This window comes from Virgibacillus proomii (assembly GCF_900162615.1).
Taxonomy (GTDB): Bacteria; Bacillota; Bacilli; order Bacillales; family Amphibacillaceae; genus Virgibacillus; species Virgibacillus proomii.
Genome location: NZ_FUFN01000008.1, coordinates 259,542 through 281,004, shown reverse-complemented (window position 1 = coordinate 281,004; position 21,463 = coordinate 259,542). Strand labels below are relative to the sequence as shown.

At 36.3% G+C, this 21,463-nt stretch carries 19 protein-coding genes; 15 read left to right on the top strand and 4 right to left on the bottom strand.

From position 1 onward, the window contains the following. Positions 1 to 444: 444 nt before the first annotated feature. Genes BN1066_RS02250 through BN1066_RS02240 form a run of 3 tightly spaced genes read left to right on the top strand, consistent with a single transcriptional unit; the run spans position 445 to position 5,063 of the window. On the top strand, positions 445 to 2,193 hold the full coding sequence (locus BN1066_RS02250) for an ABC transporter ATP-binding protein (protein ID WP_077317899.1): 1,749 nt from the start codon (positions 445 to 447) through the stop codon (positions 2,191 to 2,193). Further along, on the top strand, positions 2,193 to 4,220 hold the full coding sequence (locus BN1066_RS02245) for an ABC transporter ATP-binding protein (RefSeq protein WP_077317898.1): 2,028 nt from the start codon (positions 2,193 to 2,195) through the stop codon (positions 4,218 to 4,220). The genes BN1066_RS02250 and BN1066_RS02245 overlap by 1 nt, the downstream gene beginning before the upstream one ends. Positions 4,221 to 4,244: 24 nt before the next feature. Continuing rightward, positions 4,245 to 5,063, top strand: coding sequence for a S1 family peptidase (locus BN1066_RS02240; protein WP_077317897.1), 819 nt, complete (start codon positions 4,245 to 4,247; stop codon positions 5,061 to 5,063). 193 nt (positions 5,064 to 5,256) lie between these two features. Here the strand turns inward: BN1066_RS02240 and BN1066_RS02235 are convergent, their stop codons facing one another. After that, the gene (locus tag BN1066_RS02235) at positions 5,257 to 5,817 is read right to left on the bottom strand and encodes a ribonuclease FAU-1 family protein (protein ID WP_077317896.1); all 561 of its coding nucleotides are present in this window, start codon (positions 5,815 to 5,817) and stop codon (positions 5,257 to 5,259) included. Between the two features lie 1,161 nt (positions 5,818 to 6,978). Between BN1066_RS02235 and sigI the strand changes: the two genes are divergently transcribed. Then, positions 6,979 to 7,704 carry an RNA polymerase sigma-I factor gene (sigI, locus tag BN1066_RS02230; RefSeq protein ID WP_077317895.1) on the top strand — a complete coding sequence of 242 codons (726 nt, stop codon included), beginning with the start codon at positions 6,979 to 6,981 and terminating at the stop codon, positions 7,702 to 7,704. Next, on the top strand, positions 7,704 to 8,432 hold the full coding sequence (locus BN1066_RS02225; RefSeq protein ID WP_077317894.1) for an anti-sigma factor domain-containing protein: 729 nt from the start codon (positions 7,704 to 7,706) through the stop codon (positions 8,430 to 8,432). The genes sigI and BN1066_RS02225 overlap by 1 nt, the downstream gene beginning before the upstream one ends. Positions 8,433 to 8,713: 281 nt before the next feature. Here BN1066_RS02225 and BN1066_RS02220 read toward each other — a convergent pair whose 3' ends face one another. Continuing rightward, the gene (locus tag BN1066_RS02220) at positions 8,714 to 8,950 is read right to left on the bottom strand and encodes a YhdB family protein (RefSeq protein WP_077317893.1); all 237 of its coding nucleotides are present in this window, start codon (positions 8,948 to 8,950) and stop codon (positions 8,714 to 8,716) included. A gap of 164 nt (positions 8,951 to 9,114) precedes the next feature. Between BN1066_RS02220 and BN1066_RS02215 the strand changes: the two genes are divergently transcribed. The 9 genes from BN1066_RS02215 (at position 9,115) to map (ending at position 17,836) form a co-directional block, all read left to right on the top strand. Beyond that, positions 9,115 to 9,735, top strand: a complete 621-nt coding sequence (locus tag BN1066_RS02215) for a YhcN/YlaJ family sporulation lipoprotein (protein WP_077317892.1) — start codon at positions 9,115 to 9,117, stop codon at positions 9,733 to 9,735. Between the two features lie 146 nt (positions 9,736 to 9,881). Continuing rightward, complete coding sequence (locus tag BN1066_RS02210) at positions 9,882 to 10,526, top strand: class I SAM-dependent DNA methyltransferase (protein ID WP_077317891.1); 645 nt, start codon at positions 9,882 to 9,884, stop codon at positions 10,524 to 10,526. Between the two features lie 63 nt (positions 10,527 to 10,589). Continuing rightward, positions 10,590 to 11,051 carry an S-ribosylhomocysteine lyase gene (locus BN1066_RS02205; protein WP_077317890.1) on the top strand — a complete coding sequence of 154 codons (462 nt, stop codon included), beginning with the start codon at positions 10,590 to 10,592 and terminating at the stop codon, positions 11,049 to 11,051. A gap of 15 nt (positions 11,052 to 11,066) precedes the next feature. Beyond that, positions 11,067 to 11,993, top strand: a complete 927-nt coding sequence (locus BN1066_RS02200; protein ID WP_077317889.1) for a PLP-dependent cysteine synthase family protein — start codon at positions 11,067 to 11,069, stop codon at positions 11,991 to 11,993. A 35-nt stretch (positions 11,994 to 12,028) separates the two neighbouring features. Next, positions 12,029 to 13,162 (top strand): bifunctional cystathionine gamma-lyase/homocysteine desulfhydrase, encoded by a 1,134-nt coding sequence (locus BN1066_RS02195; protein ID WP_077317888.1) that lies wholly within the window; start codon positions 12,029 to 12,031, stop codon positions 13,160 to 13,162. A gap of 819 nt (positions 13,163 to 13,981) precedes the next feature. Beyond that, the gene (locus BN1066_RS02190) at positions 13,982 to 15,346 is read left to right on the top strand and encodes a dipeptidase (protein ID WP_077317887.1); all 1,365 of its coding nucleotides are present in this window, start codon (positions 13,982 to 13,984) and stop codon (positions 15,344 to 15,346) included. Positions 15,347 to 15,452: 106 nt separating this feature from the next. Continuing rightward, a complete protein-coding gene (locus BN1066_RS02185; protein WP_077317886.1) occupies positions 15,453 to 16,223 on the top strand; it encodes a (S)-benzoin forming benzil reductase in 771 nt (256 codons plus the stop codon). A 117-nt stretch (positions 16,224 to 16,340) separates the two neighbouring features. Beyond that, positions 16,341 to 16,460, top strand: coding sequence for a YjcZ family sporulation protein (locus BN1066_RS02180; protein ID WP_077317885.1), 120 nt, complete (start codon positions 16,341 to 16,343; stop codon positions 16,458 to 16,460). 623 nt (positions 16,461 to 17,083) lie between these two features. Further along, positions 17,084 to 17,836: a type I methionyl aminopeptidase gene (gene map, locus BN1066_RS02175; RefSeq protein ID WP_077317884.1), complete on the top strand. Its 753-nt coding sequence runs from the start codon at positions 17,084 to 17,086 to the stop codon at positions 17,834 to 17,836. A gap of 171 nt (positions 17,837 to 18,007) precedes the next feature. Here map and BN1066_RS19715 read toward each other — a convergent pair whose 3' ends face one another. Both BN1066_RS19715 and nhaC read right to left on the bottom strand, forming a co-directional pair. Further along, entirely contained in the window at positions 18,008 to 18,217 is a 210-nt protein-coding gene (locus tag BN1066_RS19715) for a hypothetical protein (RefSeq protein ID WP_143695716.1), read from the bottom strand. Positions 18,218 to 18,364: 147 nt separating this feature from the next. Further along, positions 18,365 to 19,747, bottom strand: a complete 1,383-nt coding sequence (gene nhaC, locus BN1066_RS02170; RefSeq protein WP_077317883.1) for a Na+/H+ antiporter NhaC — start codon at positions 19,745 to 19,747, stop codon at positions 18,365 to 18,367. A gap of 1,036 nt (positions 19,748 to 20,783) precedes the next feature. On the opposite strand from nhaC, the gene BN1066_RS02165 reads away from it, so the two are divergent. Next, entirely contained in the window at positions 20,784 to 21,461 is a 678-nt protein-coding gene (locus BN1066_RS02165) for an AzlC family ABC transporter permease (RefSeq protein ID WP_077317974.1), read from the top strand. Positions 21,462 to 21,463 lie beyond the last annotated feature (2 nt).

Here is a 21,463-nt window from a genome sequence, read left to right as displayed (position 1 = left end):
GTCATTATCATGATTAAAATGAACATTGCTCAAATAACTTTTAATTATATATCTATTCGTGTGACCTCAGCTGGATCTTTTTAAACGTAGACTTATCATGTTCGTACACTAGGGTCACATCTGTCTGTGACTTTTCAAGTGTATTTTTTTGTCTTTTTCCCTAAACACGTATTCGTCATGGGCGAATACGTGTTTTTTTGTAATTTATCCCGCATGTAAGGTGCCGTAAGACCCCCAATTCAAGAGCCTTGAGTTGATACAAAAGGGTCTAAGTGGAAGAAAACGGCACCTAAATGCCCGATTCGTTCAAGCTAACATTCAGTAGGAGATGGAAGAAAACTCCTACTGAATGAAGTTTCACTTTATAGAGAATGTTAGCCGATTTTTTATGATTATCATGAAACTGGTTTAGTGAACGAGAATAAAAGAGAAGAAGGTGTTAGTTTGTTTCAAGTATTTGTTAAATTAAAATGGTTCTTTCAACATTATTGGAAACGGTATACCCTAGCAATCATAGCTTTAATTACAGCTAGTGCGATCGGTTTAATCCCTCCTAAACTAGCCGGATATACGATTGATCATATTCAATTTGAAACATTAACGATGAAATTGCTAACTGCAATTATTGTTGGATATATGCTAATAATAATTATCCATTATGGTATTTCCTTTTTATGGGACTACACATTGTTTAGTGGTGCTGTCATTTTAGAAAAGTGGATGCGAAGTAAATTGATGCAGCATTTTCTGACCATGACTCCTACCTTTTTTAGTAAATTTCGGACGGGAGATTTAATGGCACGCAGTACAAATGATTTGAAGGCAATTAGTTTAACGGCTGGTTTCGGTGTTCTAACGCTTGTTGATTCAAGCATTTTTATGCTAATGATTATTGCAATGATGGGTTTTACAATTAGTTGGCAGTTAACGGCTGCTGCTTTAATTCCACTACCGATTATGGCAGTCGCCATGAATAAATATGGTGCAGTGATACATGAACGATTTTCCAAAGCGCAACATGCTTTTGGTGAAATGAATAATGAAGTATTGGAATCGGTTCGAGGAGTTCGAGTAATTCGAGCGTTTGTTCAAGAAAACCAAAATACAAAACAATTTCAAGAAATGACTACAGATGTGTATAAGAAAAATATTGAGGTAGCTAAAATCGATGCATTATTTGAACCCACGATGCAGGTTTTAGTTGGATTATCATACACCATCGGGCTTGGCTACGGTTCGTTTTTAGTGTTTGAAAATATCATTACACTCGGAGATTTGGTTACCTTTAATGTTTATTTAGGAATGCTGATCTGGCCTATGTTTGCAGTTGGGGAATTAATAAATATTCTCCAACGAGGAAATGCTTCGTTAGATAGGGTAAACCACATGTTAAATTATAAGGCGGATGTAGTAGATCCTCCTAACCCATTGCAAGCAGAATTAGTAGATAACATTAAATTTTCTGATGTCTCATTTTCGTATCCCTATACAAAAACCGATCAGCTCTCGTCTATTTCATTTATCGTAAACAAAGGGCAGACACTCGGAATAGTGGGGAAAACAGGAGCCGGAAAAACAACATTGTTTAAATTGTTATTACGACAATATCCTGGTATTAAAGGAGAAATAACCATATCAGGAACGAATATCGGTGCTCTCTCATTAGAAACAATCCGCTCATGGATCGGCTATGTTCCTCAAGATCAAATACTATTTTCTAAAACGATACGTGAAAATATTCAATTTGGTAGAGAAGATGCAACAGATGAAGAAATCTTCCGTGTATTAGAACAGGCACATTTCTTAGATGATATAAAACAACTCCCTAACGGTTTAGATACTCAAGTCGGTGAAAGCGGAGTTACGTTGTCCGGCGGACAAAAGCAACGAGTGGCATTAGCTCGAGCTTTTATTAAGGATCCGGAGATTCTAATACTTGATGATTCTTTATCAGCAGTTGATGGTAAGACGGAAGCAAAAATTATGGAGCATTTGCGTAAAGAGAGAAAAAATAAGACGACACTCATTGCAGCACATCGTTTGTCAGCTATTACACATGCCGATCAAATCATTGTCTTAGAAGATGGAAAAATTGTAGAAACGGGTACCCATGAACAATTGATTGCTAATCAAGGGTGGTATTATACCCAATACGTACAGCAACAACTTGAAAATGAGGAGGTGTCTCAGTAATGTCAACAGAAAAGCGATTGTTTTTGTATGCATTACAATTTAAAAAAGGTATTATCATTGGCTTAATTTGCTTACTTATTGCTGTGACACTTGAATTGGCGGGACCACTAATTGCAAAAAAAGTAATTGATGATCATATCCTTGGGATTGAAGGAGCATGGCAACAAGTTGAAGAAAAGGATGATTCATATACAGTAGTTTATCAAGGAAAGAACTATAAACGGGCAAATCGAGTTGAGGAAACAGACCAAACTACCGGTGAGGTTGCAACTATTTTAGCAATTGATACAGACTATTATTTTATCAATGAAGAAATGCCACTCGAAGGAAAAAGATCCGTTGAAAAGGATATGATTATTATTTCTGCTGGTCAAGATCAGCTTCAAGTCAAAGGTGAAAAGTTATCATTAGCGGAGATTTACCCATTTTTTAAACCAGAGCAACGACCGATTTTATACTTGTTGGGACTTTATATGTGCTTACTTATTATTGCTGGATTTTTCCAATTTTATCAAACCTTTTTATTACAAAAGGCGTCGAATAGGATTGTTAAAAAAATGCGTAATGATTTATTTGATCATATTCATCGAGTGCCAATTACTTATTTTATCGATCAACCAGCAGGAAAAATTGTTTCGAGAATTACCAATGATACGGAGGCTATTCGTGATTTATACGAGCGCGTATTATCGATTATTGTAACAAGTGTTATTTACATGGGAGGCATTTTCGTAGCGCTGTTTATTTTAGATGCTAAGTTAGCAGCATGGTGCTTATTGCTTATTCCTTTAATTTATGGGTGGATGAAGCTCTATAAGCATTACGGCACAAAGTATAATACAGTAATTCGTTCAACCATCAGCGAAATTAATGGCAATATCAACGAAGCGATTCAAGGAATGCCAATCATTCAGGCATTCCGGCGTGAACGGAAGACAAAAGAAGGTTTTGAAGTTCTAAATGAAAGACATTTCATTTATCAACGTAAATTAGTAAAGTTAAGTGCCTTAACCTCCTATAATTTAGTTACCGTATTTCGAAACATTGCATTTGTAGGATTTATTTGGTATTTTGGCTCATTTTCATTGGAACCTTCCAGTGCCATATCGATTGGTTTACTTTATGCGTTTGTTGATTATCTAACAAGATTATTTGAGCCTGTTACAGATATTGTGAATCAGCTGCCATTAATAGAACAGGCACGTGTCGCTGGAAATCGTGTATTTGCACTATTAGATCGGGATGGGGAAGATCTTGTAACTCAACCGATCAAACGTTATCAAGGTCACATCCAATTTGACCGTGTTTCTTTTGCATATAATGAAAGGGAGTATGTGCTGAAAAATCTGTCCTTTGAAGTAAAGCCCGGGGAAACAGCGGCTTTTGTAGGACATACAGGTTCTGGAAAAAGCTCGATTATGAATCTGTTATTTCGCTTTTATGATCCACAAAAAGGCGAGATTATCATTGATGGTTATCCTATACGAGAGTGGTCACGTCAACAGGTGAGGAGTCATATGGGAATTGTGCTGCAAGATCCATTTCTGTTTTCAGGAAGCCTATTATCAAATGTAACGATGAATGACCCGAGGATTTCGCCAGAAGTGGCAAAACAGGCCTTAAAGGCTGTAGGTGCAGATTATTTTATTGAAAGGCTTCCAGATAAGTATGAAGAAAAAGTGGGTGAAGGGGGAACGAGATTTTCCTTAGGAGAAAGACAGCTGATTTCCTTTGCTCGGGCACTAGCTTTCGATCCTGCAATTCTTATATTAGATGAAGCTACTGCCAATATCGATACAGAAACAGAAACAATTATTCAACATGCATTGGAGGTACTTAAAAAAGGAAGGACCACGTTAGTAATCGCGCACCGGTTATCCACAATACAGCAAGCTGATATCATTTTTGTGCTTGATCATGGTACGATAAAAGAAAGAGGAACTCATGTAGAACTGATGCAGGAAAAAGGCTATTATTATCAAATGTATCAAATGCAGCAAAATAGTCACAGCAAGTCTGCTGTTTAATTTGGTATGAATCTGAGGTGGCTTATGGACAAAAAGGAGAATCAGCACGATATTATTGATGAGGATTTATATGAGGAAATCGATGATGAAGAACTTTATGAATTAGTACAGAAAGAACGGGAAAAAGCATTCGCTAGAGAAAGAGAAGCAAAGCAACATCACAAGCCAAAACGCCCTTTTCCAAAATGGGCGTTTTGGCTAATAGCCGTCGCTCTTTTTTTAAATGTAATTGCGATTATTCCTAGAACCTTTTCACTCCCTGCCATTGACTTTTTAGTTACTTCGGCTAAACTTTCGCTGCAAGAAGATATTCAAGCCTATAAAGAAGCTGTTGTTACGATTGAAACGGATGATTCGAAAGGAACGGGCTTCTCCATAACAGCAGATGGGAAAATCCTGACGAATCATCACGTGGTAGAGGGGGAACAGACAGTAATCATAGCATTCCCAGAAGACGGTTTGTTCCAGGCTAAGGTAACAGAAACCTATCCTTCTGTAGACTTAGCAATAATAGAAATTGATGATGCAGAAAAGGTACCATTTCTGGATTTAGCAGAAAGGGCAGTAATTGAGAAAAATGAGCCTATTCGCTTTATTGGAAACCCTTTGCAATTTAATGGGATAGCTAATCAAGGAAAAATAATCGATTATACAACATTAGAATCATGGAAAGAAGCTGTCGTGATGATCCAAGCCCCAGTATATCGAGGCAACAGTGGCAGTCCGGTGTTTAATGAAGCAGGTGAAGTGATTGGGATTATCTTTGCGACATTGGATCATGAGGAGTATGGAAAAGTAGGTCTATTTTATCCAATTGACTACTATTATAAGTATAAAAAATAAGCATCAACTAACTTGAATGAGGTAAACATATAATTACTACTAAAAAGCTGCCAGAAGTCTTTTTTAATCACTTCATGGCAGCTCTTGTATCAAAGAACATATGCTACTAGATAATCGAAAGCGCAGGAAGTAAGGGCTTTTATCGATAACAGTTCAGCTTGTTCCTTATAACGTATCGCAATACATGCCTCAACTATTCTGTAAGGAATGTAGATAAGCTACTTTGCCATCTGTAATAATGAGCATTATGGCTGAATATCGTATCTGTTTCAGCAATGACCTGCTCTAGCAAAAGGTTTTTTGAAACTACTAAATTATTTAGGGAACGTTGAACAAATCCATTCTCAAATTGTGGCAGCTCTGAAGGCAACTCGTCTTCATCTAATACAACATACTCCCCACTTGGAAGAACGAAGACATCAATAATTAAATCTTCAAATGAAACGAGGTTATTTTTAATCATCGTGTTTCGGACGATATTAAAATATGCCCCTAAAAAATTTCCTTTCACGTCTCTCCAAAAATACAAGTTGAATGGCTTATTTCTCCAGTAATAGGCGGTTGTATAACTTCCTTTAGGGATCGTTATTTGATTCTGATTTCCAGTGATAGTAAACGATTGACGTATTTCATGAAAAACGACGATCGTGTTATCCTTCCTTTTCAGTTGAATACAACAATGTTCCTCAATGCTCCCATCATAACGAATTTTTCGTTCCGTAATTTTCTTTCTGTGTTGAGTAATTTCTTTCATTACACTCTCTCCTTATCATCTGAACAGTCTTAATTTGGAAGGGAGTAAATAAGTTCAACTTCCATTAAAGGCCTGAATGGTCCAACTTAATCATTAGTGATAAATTAATGGAAAACCCCAATGAGCGTTGCCCTATTTTAAGATGTTTGATTAAAAAAAGGAAAATTTGTTTTCTTTTATTAAATATATCATATGTAGACTTGGTATAATCTAAAAGCCTCTTTTTTACACTATAGAAAAGTATAAAACTTTGGGGCTTTATCTATAAGAAAAACGATAGCTTTCGTACAAGCCAAGTTTTTCTAATCTCGTATCTAGAGTTCTGCAAGAATCTCATGTGATAATACGTAGAAGATTACGTGGAAAATAACGAAGCTTAAATGCCTGATTTGTTCGGATCGAATCGATAGGGACAGAGAAGCTTCAACAAGCGATTGAATGTTATGTTTTTTATTTTCAAGGATGCCTGAAATTTAGCTTTTGTTCCTCTTCTTATCAGTGGGGGATGAAGGAAAAATCCCACTGACTGAAGTTTCATTTTATAAATCAGAAACTTTTACGGTTTATGTATTATGAATGGAGCTAATGGTTAAAGTTCTATAGTCGTATTGGTTAATAATGAATCGATTTGAAACGTTATTATGATAAATTTTTAAAAATTGTAGATACGGAATTTGTTTAGACTTTACTATAAATAAATATGTAATAAGTAAAAGGTCATAGGTAAATTTTATCTAAAGACATCCAGTCGCTTTTGTTACATAATAGATAGCAGGTAGTTACGTTTATTTAAACAAAATGTAACTGTTTTGTGATAGCCACAAATCGTTTCATACGTTAAGATATAATAACTTGTCATATTAAGTAGAACTGTTTAATAAACAGGAATAAAATGTCGAAATGACATTTCTAGTTATGATACGAAGTAAAATGAAAAAATTTAATTTTCATTCCTTAAAGAATTCCACCTTTTTGAGTGGACCTTATTTAACTGCCATTACAGCACTGTAAAAGATAATAAAAATAAAAAGATGGTGAACACATCGTGATGTATATAAAATTAATGAAAAGAAGTAAAAAGCTAATAAAAGATCATGTCTATACGCCCAAAAATATAAATAATGAAACGAAAAATATAATAACTAGGGGGGCCCTACATTGATGGTACATAAATCCGTAAATGATTTACCCCTAGAAGAGCTGGTTCAATTAGTTCAGGAAGGTGATCAAACCGTACAAAACTATTTATTGAAAACGTATCAGCCTTTTATTGCTAAATGTGCATCAGAGGTATGTAAACGATATATTGATCCTAAAAAAGATGATGAGTTTAGCATAGCGCTTTCCGCTTTTAATGAGGCTGTTTTGTCGTATAATCGAGAAAGGGGGAGTTCGTTTTTAGCGTTTGCCAAATTAGTAATTAAGCGTAAAATTATCGATTATATTCGATATATGCAAAAGCGTCCTGCTGCTATATCTCTTGATGAAACGTATGATGCAGAACTGATGGAGAACCCGACGGAAATAGTTGCAGTAAAGCGGCAATATCAATTAGAACAAGATGCATGGTATCGAAGAGAAGAAATTCTAGATTATAAGGAGAAACTGAAAAAATATAAATTAAGCTTAGCTGAATTGCCTGAAGTGTCGCCTAAACATCGAGATGCCCGTGAATCAGCTATTCGCACTGCAAAAATCCTTTTTGATGATGAAAAATTAAGGGCATATGTGTTAAAAAAACGGAAGCTGCCAATAAAGGAACTGGTTAAAAAGGTCGATGTTAGTAAAAAAACATTAGAGCGAAATAGAAAATATATTTTAGCTGTTTTTATTGTGCTCTCCGGAGATTACTTATATTTAAAAGACTATTTAAAGGTGGTGAAGTAGTGAAAAGAGGGATTATCATGGAACAGCATCGCAATTATATGATAGTGCTCACAAGAGATGGCGCCTTTTACAAAGCAATTCCGATAGAAGGGGGAAAAGTTGGATCGGAAGTTGCCTTTAAGCCATTTCCCATCTATAAGCGTTCCATGTTAGCATTTTGGGGGAGCGATCGTATTTTTTTGCGTTTTTTTATATTTATTAGTATTATTTTATTGTTTGTCTTCCCCTTTTATTTTGCAGTGGAAAAACATAAGACTTTCGCTTATGTGGGCATCGATATCAATCCCAGCATTGAATTTGGAGTAAATGAGGATTTTTCTGTTCAATCTATTCGAACGATTAATGATGAAGCTGAGCTGGTTGTTGCAGAGCTTAGTGAATATAAAAATAAGCAGTTAAAAGAAGTTGTCCAGATGTTTATAGATAAAACAGAGGAGACAGGATTGATTAATAACAAAAGACAAATGCTTGTAGGGGTTAGTTTACTGGAAAATGCTGATAATAGGATAGTTGATAATATGATGAAAGATTTACCGGTTCAACAATCCGAATGGGAGATAGCGATGTTTTATGTTCCAAAAGAAATAAGAGAAAAAGCGGAAGCATCTGAGATGTCGATGAATGAATTAATGGCAACGACATTGTTGGAGGAAACGACGATACCTGCTGAAGAATCAAAGTTGGATGAAAAGGATAAAGCAATTATTCAATCTTTTTATAGTTTATAAAAATCATTCATTCCATGATTTTCGAGGAGAAGTCAGTATTCATTTTTAATACTATAGGAAAGTATAAAAACTTTAGGCTTTATAGTATAAGAAAAACTACAGCTTTCGCTAAAGACTTGGCGACAAGCCAAGTTTTTCTAAAATGGTGACGTATTCGTATTCTTAATATTAATATATTTTCTGAAAGCCTTGTCAACAATATTACATTTATTTAGAGAGTTAAAAGTGTTTTATATACTCAATAAAATAAAGAAGATGTTGTCAACTTTGACAACATCTTCTTATATTTTCATGGTAACTGGAGGATCATATTTCATTGCATGATCCAAATAATAAAGCAGATTGTCGTGTGACTCTAAAATTTTCCGTTCATCCAGAGAATAGTGGAATGCGTGAAGAAACTGCTGAATTCTTTTGGAAAGAATATCATCGTTTGTTCGTACCATTAGAACAAGTAAATCGTCCCAATGTCCCCAAAGTGTATAGTAAAGTGCTTTATCATAATCAGGAATATCCATGTTTACCCCTCCTTAAACTGTAAGGGTTAGTTATAGTGTCCCCGTATAATATATATATTGTCTGAAAGAAAAATGGTGTATTTACCATAAAAAGGTGTTATAACTACGTATAATCTCTTTTGTTTGCTTCATACTAAGGTCAAAACAAAGGAGGTATAACATACATGAAGGTCAAATTATTTTCTTTCATAGCTGTTCTTAGCTTGGTATTAACAGGTTGTATGAATGCAGATGATAATAATAATGATAATAATAATCAGGATGCTAAAAACGATAACGTAGAGCAAACAAGGTATAACAATACAGGCGGGGCTATGAATGGCAACCGTGATTATGAGATGAGAAGAGATGCTGAACGAGATCAGGAAAATGATAATGATAATAATCGTTATGATGTATCGGAAGAAGCTGCAGAGAGAATTACAAGAGAAGTTGATGAAATTGATCAGGCCTATGTTCTTACTTTAGATGATAATGCCTATGTTGCTGCACAGTTGGATACCAATGATGCAAACGTAGAAAATAAAAATACCGGAAACAATACAGCGAATAATACCAACAATGTCGATAAGGGCGATGAATTGACGGATGAAGTGAAATCTAGAATTAAAGAGGTTGTTCAATCGGTTGACAACGATATCGATAATGTATATGTCTCAACGAACCCAGACTTTCTTAATTTAACGCAAAACTATGCAGAAGATGTGGAAAAAGGCGAACCAGTTGAGGGATTTTTTGATCAATTTGGAAATATGATTGAAAGATTGTTTCCACAAAATCGCTAATTCTTGAACGAGTAAATCTTTTTTAATAAAGATTTACTCGTTTTTTTCCTTTTAAAAAGTCAGAACATATTGTATACTTATGCATATAATCCTTATTATCCTTAGTGATTTACTTTGGATTATATTTTAAAGGGTGGGCTGAAACTATGGGGAGAGAGTTTTTAACGATATTTGATGATTGGGCAGAAAATTATGATGATACGGTATCTGGATTAGATCCAGAATACTCTAGGGTGTTTGCTAAGTATGAAGAGATTTTAGAAGCGGTTGTTCACCATACAAAAGGTCCTGTATTGGAATTTGGTCCTGGTACAGGTAATTTAGCAAAAAAAATAATTGCAGCAGGTTATGAATATATTGGAATTGAACCTTCAAAAGCGATGAGGGAAAAATTTAGAAAAAAGTTGCCAAAGGTATCGCTTTATGATGGGGATTTTTTAAGGTATCCAGTATTTTCCATACCTATTCAAACAATAGTTAGCACCTATGCATTTCACCATCTAACAAACGAGGAGAAAGAAACAGCTGTGAAGAAATTTTCAAAGACATTATCGGACAATGGCACAATTGTTTTTGCAGATACGATGTTTCGTTCAGAAAAGGAGAGGTTAAATGAAGTAGCAAGGGCAAAAAAGCAAGGGTATACAACACTGGCAGAAGATTTGGAACGAGAATATTATCCAACAATAACATTTTTAAAACAGCTGTTTAAAAGGAATAATTTTACAATAGAGATGCATCAAATGAATGATTTTGTCTGGTTACTTGTAGCTGAAAAAAAATCAGAATAATTTTTTTGTTACAAAGATGTATCATTCATTCTTATCGATTATCAAGCAAAAGGAGCGATTCTGATGGAGAAGAAGATGAATGTAGAAAGCTTTAATCTTGATCATACAAAAGTAAAAGCACCATATGTTCGTTTAACAGGTGTTAGTGAAGGGGAAAACGGTGATAAAGTTTATAAATATGATATTCGTTTTAAACAGCCGAATCAAGACCATATGCCAATGGATGCACTTCATTCCATTGAACACTTAATGGCAGAGAATATTCGTAATCACTTGGATAATGTACTCGATATTAGTCCGATGGGATGCCAAACCGGTTTTTATCTATCTATTATCAATCACGACAATTATGAAGAAGTACTGCATGCCCTTGAGAAAACGTTGAATGATGTTATTGCTGCTGATGAAGTACCGGCGTGTAATGAAGTTCAATGCGGTTGGGCTGCTAATCACAGTCTAGAAGGTGCAAAAAAAATTGCTCATGAAATGTTAAAATATAGAAATGAGTGGCAGCATGTTTTTTAAAGGCAGGATAGATTGATGACCGTCTACACATCAATTAAAGAGATAATTGGTAATACGCCGCTTCTGCAAATAACACAATTCTCCTTGCCCAAAGATGTTCGTCTATACGCAAAGTTAGAATTTTTAAACCCTGGTGGAAGTGTGAAAGATAGGTTAGGTATAAGTTTGATAGAGGATGCAATAAAAAAAGGAAAATTACAACCTGGAGCAACTATCATTGAACCAACAGCGGGAAATACAGGAATTGGATTGGCCCTTGCTGCATTAAATAATGATATAACACTTGTGTTATGTGTACCGGAGCATTTTAGTGAGGAAAAACAATTTCTTATGAAAGCGTTAGGTGCAACGATTGTCTCTACTCCTAAAGAAGAAGGAATACAAGGTGCAGTACGTAGAACAGAACAATTATTGCAAGAAATACCAAATAGTTTTTCTCCACAACAGTTTAATAATCGAGCTAACCCAACAACTTACTACGATACATTAGCTCCTGAAATCTGGACAGATTTGGATGGAAAGGTAGATGTATTCGTAGCTGGGGCAGGTTCAGCAGGAACGTATATGGGGGTTATGAATTATTTTAAAGAAAAGAATCCTCATGTATATGGGGTTATTGTTGAACCAGCAGGATCAATTATTGGTGGAGGAGACCCGGGAGCGCATCGAACAGAAGGAATAGGAATGGAGTTTTTTCCACCGTTTATGGATCGATCACTGATTGACCAAGTATTTACAGTACCCGACGATAATGCATTTGAAATGGTGAAGGCATTGGCAGAAAAAGAAGGACTTCTCGTAGGCAGCTCATCAGGTGCAGCAATGTACGCGGCTTTAGAAGTAGCACAGAAAGCAACTTCAGGTACAAATATTGTTACTATTTTTCCTGATGGCAGTGATCGCTATTTAAGTAAGGGGATTTATTCAACAAGTAGATGCTGAGAAGGCATATCTTAGCTCAGAAAGGGAGAACAGTGATGCGAAGAAAAACCAAAATGATTCATGGGGGAATTACAGGTGATAAAGAGACTGGAGCGGTTTCTGTACCGATTTATCAAGTGAGTACGTATGAGCAAGCAGAGGCAGGAAAACATAGCGGCTTTGAGTATTCTCGAACAGGAAACCCGACCCGTAATGCATTAGAAAAAGTAATAGCGGAGTTAGAAGAAGGCATTGCAGGATTTGCATTTGGTTCAGGAATGGCAGCTATTTCTTCCGTTATGATGCTGTTAAAGGCAGGAGATCATGTAGTATTTACTGATGACGTATACGGAGGGTCCTATCGGTTAATGACAAAGGTATTAAAGCAATTTGGTCTAGCGTATTCCTTTGTTGATACGAGTGATCCTGAGTTGGTGGAAGGTGCTATTAAGGAAAATACGAAGGCACTTTTTATTGAAACTCCAACAAACCCTTTATTAAAGATTACGGATATAGCAAAAATGAAGGAAATAGCCGAACAGCATCATATATTGTTCATTGTGGATAATACGTTTGCTACCCCATACTATCAATTGCCGTTAGCTCTTGGAGCAGATATCGTTGTTCATAGCGCTACTAAATATCTCGGCGGACATAGTGATGTAGTGGCTGGTTTAGTTGTGGTAAATTCGAATGAACTCGCTGAACGGCTCCATTTTATTCAAAATTCGGTTGGAGCCATATTAGGACCTCAGGATTCTTGGTTATTACTTCGTGGGATAAAGACATTGGCTTTGCGCATGGAAGCAATTGAAATGAATGCAGCCTATCTCGTTTCATTTTTAAAAGACCATCCTCACGTAAAAAAGGTGTTCTATCCTGGTTTACCTACACATCCTGGTTATGAAATTGCTAAACAGCAAACAGCAGGCTTTGGCGGAATGATATCGTTTGATTTAGGAACTGCTTCGGCTGCTGCTTCTTTACTAGAACGGGTAAAATATTTTACGCTTGCAGAAAGCTTAGGAGCAGTGGAAAGTTTAATCTCCGTCCCTGCAAAAATGACTCATGCCTCCATTCCACGAGTACGACGCCAGGAACTAGGTATTACTGATGGGTTAGTTCGTATTTCAGTTGGAATTGAAGATAAAGAGGATTTGCTAGAGGATTTAGCAAATGGGTTGCAGTAATTAATAACAATTAAAGAAAGACCATATACAGGTGGAGAATGGGTACTTTTTCCACCTGTTTTTTGGGTTTTAGGAGCTGCAAACGTTTCAATCTTTTTTAAATGTATTGTCGTCTCGCTTAAGTACTCGGTCTTAGCAAAATTCGCTTTTTCCAACGGTAAGTCAACATCAGTTCGAATCTAAAGGAAGGCCTCTAAAACAGCGGGCTTGCCACTAAGGCGTCGGTATCCCCTGTTTTAGAGGCATGTTTTCTTTATCCTGCATGTAAGGAGACGTACTTTTCTCAATTCTAAAAGCTTATGTTTTGCAAACAAACATAGTGAAAAAAACGGCCCCTAAATTTCTGATTGGTTTAAAGGCCTTTAGGACACCATTGTGGTACTAATATTCCTTGGGTTCCACGAAATGAAGGTTTACTTTATCCCGTCAGAAGTTCTCCAGATAGTAGCTTTTGTTCTGGTTTGATTCATTTTTAATACTCCTAACTCATTTTCGTACTTTCTTGGCTTCGTCAAAGGTTTATTTCATAAGCAGCGGTAAAATCTGCGTGGTAAACAATAACATGGAAGTTTCGTCTTATGCACACATCCAACGTATAATGTAGGAAGCTTTAGGTAACCTATTTTTATCCCACATCTAACTGGCAGTAAGCCCTCACCGGGAGTAAGAGGGATCGAAGAAGTCTAGGTGGGGGATAACTGCAAGTCAAATGTCCGATTGGTCAATTAACCGTGGGTGGAGGATGAAAGAACTCCCCACTTATGGAAGTTTCACTTTATATGCTAAAATAAATATACAAAGAATCAAGGAGGTTAAGTGATGAGTGACCGTGTATTGGATTATTTACAAGCAAATCGAGATGACTTGCTGGATAGACTTTCAAGCTTTTTAGCTATTCCTAGCGTAAGTACAGATAGTGACTATAAAAAAGATATGGAGCGGGCAGCAGATTTTATTGTTACATATTTAAACGAGATTGGTTTTGATTTAGCTGAAAAACAAGCAACAAATAATCATTCTCTCGTTTATGCAGAATATAATGGGGCGGGTCCGGAAGCTCCAACAGTACTGTTCTATGGGCATTATGATGTTCAGCCGACAGATCCGATTGAACAATGGAAAAGTGATCCTTTTAAGCCGGAAATTAGGGAAGGGAGAATATATGCTCGAGGTGCGAGTGATGATAAAGGTCAAGTATTTATGCATCTTGCTGTATTTGAAGCATTTATGAGAACAGAAGGTAAATTACCTCTAAATGTGAAGGTTTGTATTGAAGGAGAAGAGGAAATTGGCAGTGAGAATTTGTATGAAATACTTCATGCAAAGAAAGAACAATTTTCTGCTGACTTTTGTGTGATTTCAGATTCAGGAATGGTAGCAAAAAATCAGCCAACCATTTTATATGGCCTAAAAGGTTTTACCGGTTTAGAGATCACAGTAACTGGTCCGGATCACGATTTGCATTCTGGAATGTATGGTGGCGCAATTCGTAACCCGATCATGGCATTAACCCATATTTTAGCTTCCATGAAAAATGATGATGAGGTGGTTACTGTTGAAGGGTTTTATGATGATGTCGAGCCACTAACTGAAGAGGAACGAAAGATGATGGCAAAAGTGCCAAGCGAGGATTTTGCTAAGGTATGTGGGGTGAAAACAACAGCTTCAGAAAAAGGTTATACTGCTGTAGAGCATACAATGGGTCGCCCGACTTTTGAAATAAATGGTATTTATGGCGGATATCAAGGGGAAGGTACGAAAACCATTATCCCTTCTACTGCTACAGCTAAAATTACTTGTCGGTTAGTTCCCGGCCAAGACCCTGAAAAAATTCAACAATTAATAGAAAATCACATTAACAAGGTGACGCCATCAGGAGTTACGGTAACTGTAAAAATGGAAAAATTATCTGCTAAAGCATATAAAGTAGAACCCGATCATCCATTGATTAAAAAAGCAGCGAAAGCTTATACAAAAGCATTTGGCAAGGAAACAGTTTATGTACGGATGGGTGGGTCTATTCCGGTAGTGGAGTGGATTCAGTCTATTTATCATATCCCCATTGTGTTATTAGGATTTGGTACACCAGAAGATCGCTTACATTCTCCAAACGAAAGCTTTCCGCTGGACAGCTTTGATAAAGGAATGGAGACGTTAGTATATTATTGGAAAGAGATGGAATAAATAACAGAGTTTTCGATTGAATAATGAGCTAACAGATGCTTCATATTTCTTTGGTGCAATGCGAAGTAACGATATAAAATAATGAGAATTAAATGAGGTGTTAGTTATGAAATACGCAATTATTACCGGCACATCAAGAGGTCTTGGTGAAGCTGTAGCGAAACTTTTGATGACTAATCATGTGCATGTAGTTGGTATTTCCCGAAAACAGTCACCGATATTAAAACAGATCGCCAGTGAGAACAATGTAACTTTTCAAGAAATAAACTGTGATTTAGGCAAAATAGAAGAACTGGAGACACTTGTACAATTAGCTTTTAAGCAAATAATAAGGAAAGAAGCTAGTGAATTATATCTAATTAATAATGCTGCAGTAATTGAGCCGATAGAACAAGGAATGAATATTTCACCTCAGGCTTTAGCTTATCACTTCCAAGTAAATGCAGTAGCACCAATGGTTTTAACAAATTTATTCTTGAAACAAGCAAATAATATAGACATTCCTGTAGTCAGCCTGACGGTTACCTCAGGTGCTGCAGAAAAGCCAACTTATGGATGGAGTGCATATTGTAGCTCAAAAGCGAGTATTAATATGTATACGAAAACAATTGCACTTGAACAGGAACATTTAGGAACAAATCATAAAGTTATCGCTTTTAGCCCTGGTGTGATGGATACAGCGATGCAAGAGGAAATTCGCTCTAGCTCCAAGACTTCTTTTACTTCGGTTGGCAAATTCAGGGCTTATAAGGAAAATAATCAGCTGCGAGATACAGAAAAAATTGGGAAATTAGTAGTACAGATTTTGCTTTCTAAAAACATTGTAAACGGAAAAATATACGAAGCAAAAGATTATTTATTACCGCAGGAAAGTTGAATAAATAGTCATTGAAAAATAGATGAAAAAAAATGCTGCCCATATTACTAGTTAACCCTCCCATTATTAGATGTTTGGCATAGAATAAATTAGTCAGAGAAAGAGGGGGGAACAAGAATGAGCGGAGGCGGAGGCGGCTATTCCTATGGCGGCGGATTTGCGCTATTGGTAGTATTGTTTATTTTGTTAATTATTATTGGTACTGCTTATACTGACGGCCATAGATGTTGCTATTAAATGTGATGCAGAGGATCTCCTCTGCATTTTCAATTGAATAGAAATGAAGTTTTAGTGGAAGATTGTTACGACGTTTTCAAACTTAAGTTGAAACTAATAGTAATGGCAGCTGGTCTAGGAAATAATATCCGTTTTTTCATGGTGAATTTTTGAAAGTAGCTTCAACTAGCTTTTTCGTAGAGCGAGTAGTAACCTTCGATCTTCTTCCTAGGATAAGTCAACATCGGCTCTATTCTATAGAAGACCGACTAAAAGCGGGTTCCCACTCGGCATCCCTCTGTCCTGGGCATGTTTCCTTTATCTTGTATCTAAGGTACCGTAAGACTTTTCTTCATGAATTACAGAGAATAAGAAGAAGTTTAAATGGAGAATAACAGCAACTAGATGCATAATTCGTTTGGGACAACAGATGGAGTACTTAACCGCTTTATCTAATTGTTTTTGGATTTAATGAAAACTATGGTACACTTTATTTTGGATGATTGGATACAGGTTTAGTGGTTCTTAAAATATATATAAATGCTGCTTGATTTTTTGCTACGGCTAATTAATAAGATTTTGTTAGCTGATCTTCAAGAAACATATTAATGTGAAGAAGGAAACAGAAAGAGAGGAAGATTTGAATGATAACAAGAAAAAGTAAACGAGAAATCGCTAAAATGCAGGCAGCAGCTGATATTTTGGTTAGCTGTCATAAAGAAATCGCTAAAATAATAAAACCGGGAATTACGACGATGGAAATTGACGAATTCACTGAAGACTTTCTAAAAAAACATGGTGCTACTCCAGAACAAAAAGGATATAATGGGTATCCTTATGCAATCTGTGCCTCGATAAACGATGAAATTTGTCACGGTTTTCCACGTCATGAAAAGTTAAAAGATGGTGATATTGTAACGATTGATATGGTGGTTAATTTAGATGGCGGTCTTGCAGACTCGGCTTGGACATATGGCGTTGGTAATGTGGATGAAAAGGGTCGTAAATTAATGGAAGTTACGAAAACAGCATTAGATAAAGGAGTAGAACAAGCACGAGCAGGAAATCGAATTGGTGACATTGGTCATGCTATTCAGAAATATGCAGAAGGTGAAGGATTTTCTGTCGTGCGGGATTTTACTGGACATGGAATTGGCCCAACGATACATGAAGATCCACATATTCCGCATTTTGGCTTGCCAAATAAGGGATTGCGGTTAAAAGAAGGAATGGTTATTACGATTGAGCCAATGATTAATGAAGGTAGCTGGCATAGTCAAATGGATAGCAATAATTGGACAGCGAGAACAATTGATCAAGGTCGTTCTGCTCAATATGAACATACAATTGTTATTACGAAAGATGAACCGCTAATACTCACAGATCAAGATAGATAAATGAATAGTTTATAAGCGAAAATTATCCGTGAAGTTAGCATCACGGATAATTTTTGTATTAAATTTATCCACTAGATCCACTTCAGCGGCTAACCTTTTGAGTCACTTCACATTTCTCGTGGTAGCAACAGCCTTCTCGTCGGAGTTCCAGCTAATCTATAGCTTTTTTTCCTATCTAGAAAATGATACGTAAGTCTCTCCTTTCAAGATGGAAGTGAATACAGGAGAAGTAGAAGTAAGGGAAACGGCACCTAAATGCCCGATTGGTTCAACTAATATTCCGTGTAAAAAGCGTTTTACGGAATGAAGTTTCACTTTATCCCGGATATAAGGATCCGTATTTTTCTCATTCCAATAATGTGCTAATGATGTTGCGAACATGATGAGAAAAACGGGTCCTAAATCCCGATTCGTTTATCTAACATTTCTTGGGAAAAGCATTCCAAGAAATAAGTTTCACTTTAGCCATCAGAAGCTCTGCCGTTTATACGTCGTTAATCGAACCCTTTGGCTTTTTGTTGAAGAAATTTATTTAGTTTTTTTCAGCTTAGTTTCAAAAGTTTTTCCACTGAAAATCATTGTAATTATTGGACTAAGCAAACAGAAAAAAGCAAATGGCAAATAAGTCAGCACAGGTACGCCAAGCACATCAGCGATAAATACACCACAAACACTCCATGGTACGAGAGGGTTGATCACTGTCCCTGCATCTTCTAAAGTGCGTGCTAGAACTTTTTTTGGCAACTTCACATTTGTATAAATTCCCTTAAATGTTTCACCTGTTAGCATGATGGAAAGATACTGTTCTCCAATTAAAATATTGACACCAATAGCTGTTGCAGCTGTTGAGATAACAATAGAGCGAATTCTTTTTAACCGTTTTTGTAATGCGGTAAGAATGGTTGGAATAATTCCCGTTACAAACAATAATCCACCAAAACCTAGAGCCAATATAACTAGCGAAATTGTAAATAACATGCTATTAATACCGCCTTTAGTAAGCAATTCATTAACCGGTTCAAAATTAGTAGATGCTGTATAGCCATTAAACCAAATTTCCCAAATATCATTCCAAGGTAATCCACTCGTAAAAACAGCCATAATCGTTGCAGCTAAGCTGCTGATGGAAATAGAGATAAATGCTGGAACACGGAAAAAAGTACAAATTATTAATAATAAAAGCGGTATCCATGATGTCCAACTGATTAAATTAGTTGCCGCTAGCGCTTCTTGATATGCATCTCCACTTCCAATGGTCGAGGATGTACTTGGTGATAATACTGCAAACAGAATAAATGAAATAATAAAGGCTGGTATAGTAGTAAAACTAATATGTTTAATATGATCAAATAAATCAACGCCTACAACAGTAGAAGCAAGATTTGTTGTATCAGAAAGAGGCGACATTTTATCTCCAAAGAAAGCGCCAGAGACAATGGCACCAGCTGTGATCGCCAAAGAAGCATCAAGTGCATCACTCATGCCGATAAATGCAACCCCAATCGTAGCCGTCGTTGTTAATGAACTTCCCATAGAAACACCAATAATTGCGGTAATTGAAAAGACAACTGCATAAAACCAATTAGCTCCAATAAATGTAAATCCAAGGTTAATAAGTGCAGGAATTGTTCCGCTCATCATCCAGCTGCTAATAAGAATACCAATTAAAAAGAATAAAAACACTGCCCCCATTCCTGTTCTTGCGCCTTCAACTAAACCATTCTGCAAATCATAAAAAGAAATATTTTTGAACAGTCCATAACCGATTAATAAAAAAATGCCAAGGATAATCGGAATATGCGGGGTGGTTCCTACTTTAATAATAAAAAAACTGATTAGACTAATGATTACAATAAAAAAGCTAATCGCTCCAAGTAAAGATGGATGATGTTTTGGCTGAATTGGAAACATAATTATTCCTCCTTTGAAAAGTCTAACAAGAGATGTTATTTGTTTTTGTATCATGGCAAGTAAAGAAAGGCTGCCAGATTTATTTTTAGTGATTTAAAATTTTCGATGCCATGGATTTGTCTAAAAATACGCTAAGAAAATCTTAGCTACGTGCTACGACCTTTTAGGTGTAATTTACTCCTGCTGATGCATTTCTACGTAAAAATATTCCTTTCTAAAATGAAGAACAAAAGCTAGAAGCGCTTGATTAGCAACGGACAAATAAGAACCTCTGACAAGATAAGTGAAACTTCATTTCTTGGAATGCTTTTCCCAAGAAATGTTAGATAAACGAATCGGGTATTTAGGTGCCGTTTTCTCATGCTTTGACTTCTCCCTATTCTCTACCATCTTGAAAGGAGGAGACCTACGCCTTACATTCGGGATACATTCAAGGAGTGCTTTTCTCCTTAAAGTGGAACAAAAGCTAAAACTTGTGCGTCCTTGAAAAACCGCGATGTGTAGCTGTCGAAATGTTTCTTTTCTTCGACTCAGTGAACTTATCATAGAAGGAAGAGCGAAGTTTACTAGTCTTTCTAGTGCGTAAACTGACGAAGCTACCTTCAAAAAAGATATCCATGCAAAAACGGATATTGTTTCTAGACAATAAAAAAGCTTCATCCCGATGAAGGGACGAAGCTTTACTCCGCGTTACCACCCTGCTTGCTGGAAATAACCAACCGCTCATTTGTGTACAACCTTTATTCATGAATGTGTATTTCAACATTTTCCTGCCAGAGTTTTCAGCGCTCACTCTGTCTCTTTTTGCTGCTTGGAGAAATGTTTACTATGCATTCAAGGTCAGCCATATTTTTTTGATTAATATTGAATATAACGGGCAATTTTCATTTTGTCAATATAAAATTTCTTGCACATAAATCTTTTTAATTTTGTAAATATACGTTATAATAACAGGAATTATGACAATGGAGGAGGAGAATAGTTGAATATAAGAGCAGTTCAAAATAAAGCTGAGAATGCTTCTACCCCATTGGCAATGATACAAAAAGGAATTTCTAAAGGATTGCCAATTATGGTTGGCTATCTTCCTATCGCTATAGCTTACGGTGTATTAGCCAGGCAAGCAGGAATGTCAATAACAGAGCTAACGTTAATGAGTATGTTCGTGTTTGCAGGTGCAAGTCAGTTTATGGGTGCTAATATGATAGCAGTAAATGCAGGAGCTGCTGAAATTATCATTGCTACATTTGTCTTAAATTTTCGACATTTTGTTATGAGTCTCTCCTTTATGAATCGGTTACGGGGCGTATCTTTGAAATGGAGACTACCGTTGTCTATGGGGTTAACGGATGAAACCTTTGCTGTCACCGCTTTGAATCCAAAAGAAGCAAAGTTAGATAAAGGAACATGGTTTTACGCAACTATTATTATTACCGCTTATTTATCATGGATCTTTGGTTCGTTTATTGGCGGGGTTGTTGGTGAGGTTATTCCCGAAAGATTAAGTCAAAGTATGGGAATTGCATTATATGCTATGTTTATTGGATTGCTGCTACCAACTGTCAAGCAAAATAAGAAAATAGCGCTTATCGCAATCTTAGCTATGCTCATTAATACGATATGTGTTCAGCTTGGTATGAGTACTGGCTGGGCAATTGTGCTTGGGACAATTATTGGAGGAATGAGTGGAATATTTCTTTTAAAGGAGGAGTAGAA